The sequence below is a fragment of the Acidobacteriota bacterium genome, assembly GCA_039030395.1.
In the GTDB taxonomy this organism is placed as follows: domain Bacteria; phylum Acidobacteriota; class Thermoanaerobaculia; order Multivoradales; family JBCCEF01; genus JBCCEF01.
In genome coordinates, this window is sequence record JBCCEF010000001.1 from 397,274 (window position 1) to 409,778 (window position 12,505).

Annotated in this window: 9 protein-coding genes; 1 reads left to right on the plus strand and 8 read right to left on the minus strand. The window is 67.1% G+C overall.

Annotated features, from left to right (window positions below; genetic code table 11):
* Window positions 1–193: 193 nt before the first annotated feature.
* The 8 genes from AAF481_01490 to AAF481_01525 all read right to left on the minus strand — a co-directional run bounded on the left by AAF481_01490 (window position 194) and on the right by AAF481_01525 (window position 10,310).
* Window positions 194–754, minus strand: a complete 561-nt coding sequence (locus AAF481_01490) for an NUDIX domain-containing protein (protein MEM7479820.1) — start codon at window positions 752–754, stop codon at window positions 194–196.
* Between the two features lie 2 nt (window positions 755–756).
* On the minus strand, window positions 757–2,556 hold the full coding sequence (locus AAF481_01495; protein MEM7479821.1) for a hypothetical protein: 1,800 nt from the start codon (window positions 2,554–2,556) through the stop codon (window positions 757–759).
* 17 nt (window positions 2,557–2,573) lie between these two features.
* The gene (locus AAF481_01500) at window positions 2,574–4,163 is read right to left on the minus strand and encodes a glycosyltransferase family 4 protein (protein ID MEM7479822.1); all 1,590 of its coding nucleotides are present in this window, start codon (window positions 4,161–4,163) and stop codon (window positions 2,574–2,576) included.
* Window positions 4,164–4,366: 203 nt separating this feature from the next.
* Window positions 4,367–5,477 (minus strand): peptide chain release factor 2 gene (prfB, locus tag AAF481_01505; protein ID MEM7479823.1). Its coding sequence is split into 2 segments (ribosomal slippage): window positions 4,367–5,407 and window positions 5,409–5,477, totalling 1,110 coding nucleotides; the frame shifts between segments, so codons are not numbered across the junction.
* A gap of 86 nt (window positions 5,478–5,563) precedes the next feature.
* A complete protein-coding gene (gene lnt, locus AAF481_01510) occupies window positions 5,564–7,111 on the minus strand; it encodes an apolipoprotein N-acyltransferase (GenBank protein ID MEM7479824.1) in 1,548 nt (515 codons plus the stop codon).
* A 226-nt stretch (window positions 7,112–7,337) separates the two neighbouring features.
* Window positions 7,338–8,051 carry an SPOR domain-containing protein gene (locus tag AAF481_01515; GenBank protein MEM7479825.1) on the minus strand — a complete coding sequence of 238 codons (714 nt, stop codon included), beginning with the start codon at window positions 8,049–8,051 and terminating at the stop codon, window positions 7,338–7,340.
* A gap of 52 nt (window positions 8,052–8,103) precedes the next feature.
* A complete protein-coding gene (locus AAF481_01520) occupies window positions 8,104–8,868 on the minus strand; it encodes a slipin family protein (GenBank protein ID MEM7479826.1) in 765 nt (254 codons plus the stop codon).
* Entirely contained in the window at window positions 8,865–10,310 is a 1,446-nt protein-coding gene (locus AAF481_01525) for a nodulation protein NfeD (GenBank protein ID MEM7479827.1), read from the minus strand. The genes AAF481_01520 and AAF481_01525 overlap by 4 nt, the downstream gene beginning before the upstream one ends.
* A gap of 93 nt (window positions 10,311–10,403) precedes the next feature.
* Between AAF481_01525 and AAF481_01530 the strand changes: the two genes are divergently transcribed.
* Window positions 10,404–12,503, plus strand: a complete 2,100-nt coding sequence (locus tag AAF481_01530) for a M1 family metallopeptidase (GenBank protein ID MEM7479828.1) — start codon at window positions 10,404–10,406, stop codon at window positions 12,501–12,503.
* The last annotated feature ends 2 nt before the right edge of the window (window positions 12,504–12,505 follow it).

Below are 12,505 nucleotides of genomic sequence, written 5' to 3' on the forward strand. Positions count from 1 at the left end.
GGCCGGACCACGCAGGCGGCACACCCCATCTTCGGCGGCACTGCCGCCGCCTCGCCCGTCGGGCTCGGACGCAGTGTGCTGGTGAAATCCCAGCACATTGCTGTCCACTTTCATCGGACTCCAGACTTCAACAACCTCACCCACTTTAGCCTTCTGAATCTGATCGGAAATCCTGGCATCTCACCCTGACCGACTACGTTCCGCCCAACCGTTCCAGCAGATCCTCCAGGATGTCCGCCGCCAGGCCCCACACCCGGCGGTTGCCGATGTGGTAGCTCTTGACCCGCCGCTGCAGGCCGTCCACTTCGACAATTTTTTCCTCCACCAGGCTGGGGTTGGCGAAGGCGGAGAGCGGTAGCCGAAAGACCTCGGCGAAGCTTTCGCCGGCCTCCGCTTCGAGTTTCGCCGGCAGCGCCCCGATGCAGGGGGTGAGCAGGCCGCCCTCGAAACTCTCCACCGCATCGAGTTCCCCGAGGCGGAGCACGCCCTTGGGATGGATCTTCATCTGCTCCTCGGCGCCGCGCAGGGCGCCGGTCCACACATCTTCGCCCTTTTCCAGATCGGCGCCGGGGAAGGCTCCGCCGCCATCGTCGTCGCCATAACCGCGGCCGAGCTGCACCCACAGCTCGCCGGCATCGGCGGCCAACGGCACTAGCACCGCCCGCCGCGAGGTCGCCTCTACGATCGGCTCACGGCCGGGAGGCGCTTCGAGGCGGCGGCGGATCTCCAGGATCCAGCTTTGCGGTTCGGTCATCGTCAGGGAGTCTCTTTCGTTGAGGGTGTCACGGTGAAGGAGAGGGGTACGGGAGCCGCTCCGGGCAAACGAATCCGCAGCCGGTACAGGTAGACATCCTCCCAAGTCCACCACATCGGATGAACGGCTCGCGGCTTGTCGAGCCCCACATCGAAGGCGACGCCGCCGGTGCCCCGCAGCAGCACTGCGCCGGGGGAACCGCCCGCCACCTCGATCTTGCTCGGCGCTTGCCGACCGAAGGAGAGGGTGAGCCCCTCGAGGCGCTGGCTGCTGCCGATCAGCAGGTCTCCGGACCGTCCGCCCGTCAGGCGCAGGCTCGCCCCGCCGTCAGCGGGCGAAGCGTCGCCGTTCAAGAACTTGACCCATAGGCCGCGGTGGCTGACGTCGCGCCCACCGGGGATGTGGCTTTGGGTGGTTTCGTAGGGCAGCAGCCGGCGGGCGATGACAGACGGATAGGCGTAGCGCCCGTCGTCAGCGATGGGGAAGCTCCGCGGAGCGGTCCATAGCGGATACAGATAGGGCGCCGCCAGCAGCACCACCGCCACGGCGGCCGTCAGACCACGACCGGGCGAGAGCCGGCGCCGGGCAGCACCGGCGGCCAGGTACCAAAAGGCCGGGTAGACGGGTAGGAAGTAGCGGTTCGCCAGCGCTCCGCCGCCGCCGAAGAAGTTGAACGGGCGCAGATAGAAAAGCACCAGGACGGCCGCCAGGACGGCCAGCAGCAGCGCCGCGCCGCGCAAGTCTCCGCGCATGGCGAAGAGCCCCAGCAGCAATGGCAGAAAGTACGGCAACACCCCGACGTTCTGGCCGAGCAGGAAGTACAGCCCATTCCAGGTCCACAGACGACGGTCGACGGGACGTTCCAGGGCACCTTCGTGAAGCCACGAGGTATTGCCCCAGCGCTCGACGGAGCGCGACCAGTCCTCGGCCGGAAAATCGATATCCGGAAAGCCGGTGCGCTCGTAGAAGCCTTGGCGTTCCCCACCGTAGCCAGTCCAGGAGCCGCCGGTTAGCCACTGACCGCCCCCGACGGCGGCGAAGACGAGCAGCGCTCCGGCGGCCAATGCCGCGATTCGCGGCAGTCGGCCCTGGCGCGGCACGGCGAGGGCCGCCGGCACCAGCAGGGCCAGGTAGAAGGGCCGAAAGGTTCCCGGCAGCACCAGGAGCATGCCCGCCAGCAGATATCTCCGGGCGCCGCCGCCGTCCTGCCAAATCTCCGGCAGAGAGGACCCCATCCGCCCGCCGCCGTGGGCGAGGGCCAGGCCGAGGGCCGATGCCGCCAGCAGAAAGAGATCCGCGTGCACCCAAAAGGTGTAGGCGAAGGTGACCGAGGCGAAGCAGAAGGCCGCCACCCAAGCGTCCGCCGCCGGTCCGATATAGCGCCGCAACACCCGCGCCGAGGCGATCGCCGCCAGGGCCAGGAAGAGGGCGTTGGCGATGCCGGCACCGCGCACCGGTGCCAGGCGCACGAAGGGCGCCACGGCAAGGGCATAGGGCAAGGGTTTGCCGAAGGTGATGGTGTCGCCGCCGTCGCGGCTCTGCAGGATCAAACCATCGGGCTTTCGGCCCCAGTGCCGAAGGAAGCGCTGGTAGTCCTCGGCCTGGTAGCGCAGGTCGAAGTCCCAGGCCAGGCTGGCCGCCTGCATGGCATAGGTCGCCTCGTCCCCCACCAGCGCCGGCCAGGGTGACCGGTCGAAGGTGACCGCGCCAAAGAGCAGGGCCGCCAGCAGCAGTCGGAGGAGCCACCGGCCGAGGGCTCCGCCCCGCTCGCCGCCCCCGAGAGCGGCGTCTTCTCGCTGCACAAACCCTTCGCCGACGCTCACAGTTCACCCCGCCAGATCGGACCGCCGAGGTCACGAAAGGAATCGCCGCCCATCACCCGCGGTTCGATCACCAACCGGGCCGGCCCCGGAGGGCGGCGGATCGCGATGTCGAATTCTTGCGCCTCGCCGGTGGCTAGATCCCGCGGCAGGGGTACCCAGGGGGCCTTCCACAGCAGGTTCTGCCCCTCGCTCTCGAGCCGAACTTCACAGGCCACGCCGCCGGCCCCGTGGCGGGCCGCCAGCCAGCGGGCCTCGCCGGTGTTGGTGAGGCGTAGGCGCAGGGACCGCCGCTCACCCTCCGGCCACGGGAGGTTGGCTCCCTCCACCTCCAAGGTGCCGGCCACCTTCCCCCAGCACAGGGTGGTCGGTGGCGGCAGGCGCCGGCGCCGATCGCCCGGCGGTTGCCGGTGCCGCAGGGCCTCGCAGGCGGCCGCCACCGCCATCGCCGCGGCCTCGGGATCGTGCACCCGGCGCACATGCTCGCGGGCCGCCCGGCCCAACTCCCGCAGCCGGTCGGAACGCCGCAGAAGCTTCGCCAAACGGGCCGCCAGGCAGGGGATCTCGTCCGGTCCGAGGGGAATCGCCAGAGTGGCCGCCGGGGGCAGTTCCGCGAACTGGCCGAACTCGGACACCACCGCGCCCCGCCCGACGGCCATCACCCGCAGCAGCGAAGCGGAGGTCTCGCCGGCGGACGGGTAGCGCAGGTTGACGCACAGGTCGACCGCCGCAATCGCCGCCTCGAACACATCGAAGCCAACAAAACCGGTGATCGTCACCCGCTCCGCCACCCCCAGACGGTGGATCTCCATTTCGAAATCGAGTTCCGGCGACACCTCCCCCACCACCAGCAGATGCACCCGTTCGAGGCCTGGAGCGGTGAGGGCGCGCACCGCCGACAGGGTGCGCTTGATCGGGGTCTGGAAGCCAAAGGAGCCGAGGAGCGGAACATCGGCGGGAATACCGTAGCGCTGCCGCAGCGCCCGGCCGGCGGCGGGATCCGCTTCCGGCGGCAGGGGAATGCCCATCGGAACCGCTCGCACGGCCAGCTCCGGATCCTCCTCGCGCAGCCAGTCCGCTGCCCAGGCGCTGTGCACCAGAACTCCCCGCTGGCGGCGCAGTAGGGTGCGGCGGGCCGGCAGGGCGAACAGGCCGGCATCGCTGTAGCCGCCCCACCAGCGTGGCTGGGCGACGGCCTCGCCGACCCAGTCGTGATCCGCCGTCAGAGCCTCGGAATACGGTTCGAAGACCCCTTCGCCGAGGGTGCATTCGGCGAGCAGGTGGTGGAGCACCAGATCGTGCAGGGTGACGATGCCGGGCTGCGCCAGGGCGAGGTCGCGCACCGCCGCGTGGTAGGGATTGTTGCCCATCTGGTAGAGCGGCAAGCGCCCGTCGCGGCCGAGGGTCGAAACGTCCGCCGGGTGCCAGCGGGCTCTGATCTCGTCGGACACCGGCAGATCCGGCAACCGCAGCACGCGCACATCCACCCGTTGCGCCAGATGGGGTAGCAAGTCGGCGCTGTAGTCGGCGATACCCGAACGCACCGGCGGCAGCGGCGAGACGTAGTCGAGGGCGAGCTGAGATTCCACGGAGTCCATCGCTCCTTTGGGGGCTAGCCCGCCCTTCTCGTAGGCCACCGTAGCGAGAGGCCGTAGGGTGCTGAACATGCAAGGCATGCGCGGGTTCTGTGACGAAGGCGTACTTGTAGTACGTCGAGGAGCAGGTTCTGCGGATAACGCAGCAGGTTCAGTGACATACGGCCTCGCAGTAGGTGGCTGGTGAGAAGGGCAGGCTACGAGGCGGATCCTTCGCGTTCCGCCATCTGGTGCGACAGGTAGGACTCCAGGAAGGGGTCGATGGCGCCGTCGATCACGCCGTCGGCGTCGCCGGTCTCGAAGTGGGTGCGATGGTCCTTGACCATCTGGTACGGCTGTAGAACGTAGCTGCGGATCTGGCTGCCGAAGTCGATATCGAGCTTCTGCCCTTCGCGCTCGGCTTTCTCCTCGTCGCGCTTCTGCATCTCGAGGTCGTAGAGCCGGGCGCGCAACAGTTTCATCGCCGTGGCACGGTTCTTCAGTTGGCTGCGCTCATTCTGACAGGAGACCACGATGCCCGTCGGCAGATGGGTGATCCGCACCGCCGAGTCGGTCTTGTTGACGTGCTGACCGCCGGCACCGGAAGCGCGGAAGGTATCCACCCGCAGATCCTTGTCGACCACTTCGATCTCCACCTCGTCGTCCACCTCCGGATAGACGTCCACCGAGGCGAAGGACGTCTGACGCCGCGCCTGCTGATCGAAGGGACTGATTCGCACCAACCGGTGGACCCCTTTCTCGCCGCGCAGAAAGCCGGCGGCGTTCTCCCCGCGGATGGCGAGGGTGGCGCTCTTGATCCCCGCTTCCTCGGCGTCCTGGCGGTCGAGCAGATCCGCCTGGAAGTCGTTCTTCTCAGCCCACCGCACGTACATGCGGAGCAGCATCTCGGCCCAGTCGGCGGCGTCCACGCCACCGGCGCCGGGATGGATCTCGATGATGGCGCTCTTGTCGTCGTCCTCGCCGGAGAGCTTGAGCTGGAGATCGAGGCGATGCAGATCGTGGTCCAGGCGGCCGAGAAAACGCTCGAGTTCCGGATCCGCTTCGCCCTCGGCCAGCAGTTCGCTCCAGGCGGCGAGGTCGGCGCCATCGGAGCGCAGTTTTTCGAGCGTCGCCAGCCGCCGTTCCAGGGCCTTGCGCTGGCGCAGAAGAGGCGCACTCTTCGCAGGATCGTCCCAGAAGTCGGGATTTTCCATTTCGCGGTCGATCTCCGCTAGCTGATCCTCGAAGTCCGGCGCTTCAAAGATACCCCCGGACACTGACCAGCCGTTCGGAAAGCTCTTCGATTCTCTGCTGTATCTCTAGACTCATTCTCGACTCCGGGAAACGGAAGATTGAGGGCTCTCCCCGGAGGGAGAAACCTGAATGTTCTTGCTGTGTTGGGCCGCCGCTAGGCGCTAGGGCTTTGAAGCGGCCCGTGACTTCGAGAATAGCGCAACGAGCGCCAACAGGCAGCAGGCGGCGGGGACGGCCCACGGCGCGCGCACATAGAGGGTGCGCTCGCTCCGGCCGCTCAGCCGAGTGTGCAGGAAACCCCGCTCTCCCACTCCCAGAGAGCTCGCGACGCCGCCGTCCGCCGCGATCACCGCCGATACCCCGGTGATCGCCGCCCGCAGCATCGGCCGGCGGGTCTCGGCGGCCCGGAAGCGCGCCGCCCGCAGGTGCTGCCAGGGCGCCGCCGTGTCGCCGTACCAGGCATCGTTGGTCACCGTCACCAGCGAGGTCGCGCCAGCTTGGACCAGCTTCGCCACCTCCCCCGGAAACACCACCTCAAAGCAGATCGCCATTCCCAGCCGTTCCCCGCTCCAGGGCAGCAGGCGCACCTCCCTGGCCGCCTCCAGAGCACCGGCATTGCGGGCCAGGGAATCGAGAAAAGAGAACACTCCCGACCACGGCACATACTCGCCGAAAGGCACCAGGTGGCGCTTGTCGTAGCGCGCCGGAGGCGCGCCGCCGGGAGTCAGGAGAAGTGCGGAATTGAAGTACGACTCGCCGGTCGGATGGAGCGAGTTGATGATCAGCGAACAACCGCCCCGCGCCCTCAGCGCTGCGAGATCCTGCCGCAGGCGCCGGCTCTCGGCGTAGATGTGGGGCCAACCGGCGCTTTCCGGCCAGATCACCAGGGTTTCCGGCGCGCAGACTTCTTCGGTCATCGCCAACAGGCCTCGATAATCCTGCTCGATCACTTCGAAGTCCGGCTCCAGGTAGTTGGGGATGTTCGGCTGCACCAGGACGACGGAAGGAGCCTCTTCGCCACCGCCACCACTCTTCGGTGCGCTCCAGTACGCGACGCTCAGCAGCAACTCCACTACCAGCGGAACGAGGAGGAACACCAGTGTCTTCCTCGGTACGAATTCGTGGCCGGACGCCCTCGTCTGCAGCCAGCCCAGCCAGACCAGGGCGATGGCGACATTGGTCATCACCAACAGAAACGACACGCCGTAGGCGCCGATCCAGGCGGAAATCGGCAAGGTGCCGGGCCAGTCCGTCCAGGCGTAGGCCGCCAGGTTCCACGGAAAGCCGCTACCGAGAAAAGTGCGGATCCACTCCAAGGCTACCCACAGGGCCGGCAAAGCAAATAGCGCCAGGGACCGCGGCGCCCGGCGCAGGATGACCGCACCGAAGCCCGCAAAGGCCGCCGTGTAGAGGGCGAGGTAGGCCGCCAGCAGGCCGAGCAAGGGAATCGCCAGGGGGCGCGAGATGCCGCCGAAGGTGATCAGAGTGGGCACGATCCACGGCAGCGCTGCGAACCAGCAACCGAGACCGTGGATCCAACCCAACCAGGCGGAGCGGCGGCCGTGCATCAAGAGCACCAGCGGAACGAGGGCGACCCCCGCTAGCCAAGGCAGCGGCAGTCGGCCGAAGGTCAGACCCCAAAGGCCACCAGCGGCGAAGGCCAGCAGTGCCCGTACCGGAAATCCCGAAAAAAAAGAGCGAGATGCCATAGCTAGCTTCGGCAGGCGGCCGGGAAGGAACCGAAACGCATCACACTACCCGCCTACGACCGAGCCCGAAAAGGACTGGGCGCCCCCGACGAGGCGGCAGCGAAGCTGCCGAAGATGGGGTGAAGTCGAAAAGGCCTGCCTTTTCGAGTGAGGGGGCGCCAGCCCCCTGAAAACAAACAGTAGCAGGCCTGCTGAAAACATCAGCGAAGCGTTTTTCAGCAGCCTGCTACTGAGTGATCCAGGTGTCTAGGCGGTAGTCGCGACGCACCTGATCGGCCACCTGGGTCGCCGTGGCGCGGTCCGCGTAGGGGCCGATGCGCACGCGGTACATCACCTGGCCGTCCACCTCCACCGGCGACAGGAAGGCGCCGCGGCCGCCGCGCACCAGCCGGTCCACCACTTTCTGAGCCTGGGCCTGGTCGGCGGAAGAGAACACCTGGATGTGGAGGTTGCCGGCCGGCGCCGGCGCTTGCCGCGGAGGCGCGGCGGCCGGCTGAGAGGTGGCCGGCCGAGGCGCAGGTTGCTGAGCGGCCGGCGGCGGCGTCTGCCGCGGCGGCGGAGCCTGTTGCGGTTCGGGCTCCGCCTGGCGGGGCGCGGGCGCCGGACGCCGGGGGGCCGGCGCGTTCAGATCTTCCTGCAAGGTGGTGTTGCGGTCCGGGGGCGTCGCGCCGGCGGCCACGTTCTCCGTCTCGTCCCGGTCGAAGAAACTGAGACGGTCCGGGGCGTCCGCCGCTGGGCCGTCGCTTTCCACGTCGAGGGTCGCCATGGTCACGGTGTCGTCGGCAGCGCCGGCAGCGGCACGAACCTCACCGCCGCGGCCCAACCAGATACCCGACAGGAAGGCGGACACCAGGCACGCCAACAGGATGACAAAGGCCACCACCACCTGGCGGTTGGTGAGGGCGATCTCGTAGTAGCTGGGCTCGGGGGATTGGCTCACGTCGGCGGACCTCCGGACCGAATCTTACCAGCAGTGCGGTGCCATTCCGCCGCTACCGCTCGGCGGACGAATCGCCGAAGGCCGACAGCGCCCGCAGCATCTCGATGGGGATCGGGAAAATGATGGTGGAGTTCTGCTCCGACGAGATCTCCGACAGGGTCTGGAGATAACGAAGCTGGAGGGTGGTCGGGTTCTGCGAGATCTTCTCCGCCGCCTCGGCGAGCTGCTCGGAGGCCATCAACTCACCCTGGGCGTGGATGATCTTGGCCCGCTTCTCGCGCTCCGCCTCCGCCTGGCGCGCCATCGCCCGCTGCATCTCGTGCGGCAGGTCGACGTGCTTGACCTCGACCATCGACACCTTGATGCCCCAGGGGTCCGTCTGGGAGTCGATGATCTCCTGCAGCTTGGTGTTGAGGCGATCGCGCTCCGACAGCAGCTCGTCGAGTTCCGCCTGGCCGAGCACCGAGCGCAGGGTGGTCTGGGCGAGCTGGCTGGTGGCGAACAGGTAGTTCTCCACCTCGTTGACCGCCTTGTTCGGATCGATCACGCGGAAATACACGACGGCATTGACCTTCACCGAAACATTGTCGCGGGTGATGATGTCCTGCGGCGGTACGTCGTGCACCATCACCCGTTGGGAGATGCGGATCAGCCGGTCGAAGGGCCAGAAGATAAACACCACGCCGGGCCCCTTGACGTCCTGGAGCAAACGACCCAAGCGGAAGACCACGGCGCGCTCGTACTCATTCAGGATGTGGACCCAGCGTGAGATCAGCACCAGGGCAATGACAACGGCGAATGCGATTGGAGCGATCATGAGTCCTCCCGGGCGGTGCCCGTAGTCGTTTCAGAAGATGTATACCGCAGCGGTCGGACGTGCAGCAGCATGCCCTCCACTCCGACTACTTCGATCGGTTCGTCCTCAGCCAAAGGTCCCCGAGCAGATGCCGCCGCGGCCGGCGCACCATCCCACACGGCATCCCAGATCTCACCCTGCACGAAGACCTTGCCGGCCGCCGCACAGCCCCGCGGCGCCAGCGGTGCCAGCACCCTGCCGCTGGCACCGACCAGGCCTTCGCGGCCAGTGCGCGGCGGCTGCCGGTGGGTGCGGATCACCAGCAGCATCAGAAAGCCGACGATTGCGAGGGCGGTGACCGCCACCGCCACCAGCACCTCGGTGCTCACCTGAAGGGCCGGGCCGGCGTCCTTGAAAAGCATCATGAAGCCTAGAACCAGGGAGATCACCCCGGCGACGGTCAACATGCCGAAGCTCACCACTTTGACCTCGGCGACAAACAAGATCACCGCCAGAACGATCAGCGCCAGGCCGGCGGCATTGAAGGGCAACACCGACAGGCCGAAGAACGCCAGGATCAAGCACAGGGCACCGACCACGCCGGGGAAGATCGAACCGGGGTTCATCAACTCGAAGTACAGCCCCAGAAAGCCCAGGGTCATCAGAATCGAAGCGATGTTTGGATCGGCCAGTACCGAGAGGGCGCGGCGCATCGGGCTCATCGTCACCTCACGCACCGGTGCCGCGGCGGTCGCTAGGGTGAACTGGCGGTCGTTCTTTTCGACTTCCCGACCATCGATCTCATCCAGGAGTGCCGGCAGACTGGGAGCGATCAGGTCGATTAGGTTCTCCGCCAGGGCCTCGTCCGCCGAAAACGACGTGCTCTCGAGCACCGCCGCTTCGGCGGCTTCGACGTTGCGGCCGTGGCGCTCCGCCAAGGAGCGGATGGTGGCCGCGGCGTCCTCCTCGGCCTTGTCCCCCAAATCGCCTTCGATGTCCTCGCCGCCACCCGCCACCGGGTGCGCCGCCCCGGTGTTGGTGCCCGGCGCCATCGCCGCGATATCCGCGGACATCAACATGAAAAAGCCGGCGGAAGCCGCCTGGGAACCGGCGGGCGAGACATAGATCGCCACCGGTGTGTCGGCATTGAGGACCGCCGTGGTGATGTCGCGTGTGGAGGTCAAAAGGCCGCCGGGGGTCGCCAGCTCGATCACCAGAAGCTGGGCGCGGACGCGGTCCGCTTCGGCCACGGCGTCCTCGACGAATTCCGCCGACACCGGATGCACCGCCGAGTCGAACCGGATATGGAGCACCTCGGCGATGGCCGGCGGCGTTGCCACCGGTTCGGCAGGCGAATCGTTCGGAGCCTCCTGCGCCGCCAGAGTACCGGCGACGAGCAGCGAAACAACCCACCCGAAGGCGCGTAGTAGAGGGGGCGAATGTGGCTGGTGTCCTTCGTACATGCTCTCTTCCGGCAGTATAATCGGCGTGCTACTCCTGTCAATTTCGAGATCCATCTGAGACGTAGCTACGCGTTCACTCCCTGGAGAATTCCCGTGGCAAGTACCCAACCGTGGCGTCAACACCTGATCCTATCCACCCTCTCGCTGTCCCTGATGGTCTCGATGGCGATCCTCGCGACGCCGGGCGCCGCCCAGACCCTACCGGAGCCGGTCTACACGGTGGTGATGGAAGCCGAACTCGACCCGGACTCGCGCGAGGTTCGCGGCAGCAAGTCGTTGGTGTGGACCAACCGGGCGAGCGTGCCGTTGACGGACCTGCAGTTTCACCTCTACCTGAACGCCTTCGCCAACAACCGATCGACCTTCATGATCGAGTCCGGCGGGCGGCACCGCAGCTCGGAGTTCGACGACCAGGAGTTCGGCTTCTGCGAAGTGCTCGCGATCACCGCCGACGGAGTCGACCTGCTGCCCGGCCAGGAGTTCTTGGCGCCGGACGACGGCAACGTCTACGACCGCACGGTGGTGCGCTACCCGCTGCCGGAGCCGCTGGCGCCGGGGGCTCAGATTCGCCTGGAGATCGACTTCCTGAGCCGCCTACCGGACATCTTCGCCCGCACCGGCATGCACGGCGAATATGTGCTGGCCGGCCAGTGGTTTCCGAAGATCGCGGTATTCGAAGACACCGGCGACCGCGGCCGCAAGATGCCCGGCTGGAACGCCCACCAGTTTCATCTCAACAGTGAGTTCTACGCTGACTTCGGAGATTGGGACGTCACCCTCACCTTGCCGGAGCGCTACGCCGGCAAGATCGGCGCGACGGGCCGCCGGCAGAGCGCCGACGTCGCCGATGGCAAAGTCACCGAGCGCTACGTGCAGCGCGGAGTGCACGACTTCGCCTGGACCGCCGACCCGCTCTACGAAGTGGTCGAAGCCCGCTTCGATCCGGCGGCCGACGTGCCGGCGGCAATGCTCGCCGAGTGGAGCGACATTCTCGGCCTGCCGGAGAGCGAGTTGGCGCTCACCCCGGTCGATATCGAGCTCTTCATCCACCCGGAGAACCTGACCCAGGCGGATCGCTACATCGAATCCGCCAAAGCCGGCATCCGCGGCTACGGCATCCGCCTCGGCGCCTATCCCTACGACACCCTGACGCTGGTCGATCCGGCAGCCGGTGCCGGGGGCTCCGGTGGCATGGAGTACCCCACCTTCATCACCCTGGGCACCCATCCCATCCTCAACGTGGCGCCCTTCCGCGGCATCCTGGCGCCGGAGCTGGTCACCGTCCACGAGTTCGGCCATCAGTACTTCCAGGGGATGATCGCCAACAACGAATTCGAAGAGGCGTGGATCGACGAGGGCATCAACTCCTACTACGAAATGGAAGTGATGGAAGACGAGTACCCCTGGAACGCCCACCTCCCCGGCGTGTTCCGGGCCTCGGCCTTCGAGATGAACCACTCCTCCGTCGCCGGCGGCGACTTCAGCGACATCATGGCCGCTCCGGCCTGGCGCTACATGAACCGCGGCCGCTACGGGCGCAATAGCTATCCGCGGCCGGCGGTGACCCTGCGTCACCTGTCGGGGGTGATGGGAGAAGAGACCTTCCACCGGGCGATGCGCTATTTCTTCCAGACCTACCAGTTCCAACACCCCACCACCGCCGACTTCGAGCGGGCCCTCGAAGAGTCGAGCGGCCAGGACCTCGACTGGGTTCTGTCCCAGGCACTCCACTCGAGCCGTCCTCTGGACTACGGCATCCGCTCGCTCGAGGTCGCCCGAGTGAGCGATAGAGCGGGCTTCTTCTGGCGCGACGGTGAGCGCACGGAACTGGGGATGGGCGACGACGGGGAGTCCGTCTCCGAAGAAGACGACCACGCCCTCTACCGCTCCACGGTGGTGGTCTACCGTTGGGGTGAGTTCATCCACCCGGTGACCGTCGAGTTCCGTTTCGAGGGAGGGCGCGTCGAGCGCCGCGAGTGGGACGGTGATCGCCGCTGGGCGCGTTTCACCTTCACCGACCGCTCGAAGATCGAAAGCGCCGAGGTGGACCCGGACCAGGTCCTCGCCCTCGACGTCAACCGCTTGAACAACGGCCGCAGCCGCGAGCCCGACTCGGCACCGGCGACCTCGTTCTTCGCTTCGATTCTCTATTGGCTCCAGAATCTCTTCCAGACCGCCTCGGTGCTGGCCTAGGG

What these genes read in the sequence shown, in the direction of transcription:
- AAF481_01520 (MEM7479826.1), bottom strand. Translation starts at nt 8,868, where the DNA reads ATGATCGCTCCAATCGCATTCGCCGTTGTCATTGCCCTGGTGCTGATC.
- lnt (MEM7479824.1), bottom strand. Translation starts at nt 7,111, where the DNA reads ATGGCATCTCGCTCTTTTTTTTCGGGATTTCCGGTACGGGCACTGCTG.
- AAF481_01490 (MEM7479820.1), bottom strand. Translation starts at nt 754, where the DNA reads ATGACCGAACCGCAAAGCTGGATCCTGGAGATCCGCCGCCGCCTCGAA.
- AAF481_01525 (MEM7479827.1), bottom strand. Translation starts at nt 10,310, where the DNA reads ATGTACGAAGGACACCAGCCACATTCGCCCCCTCTACTACGCGCCTTC.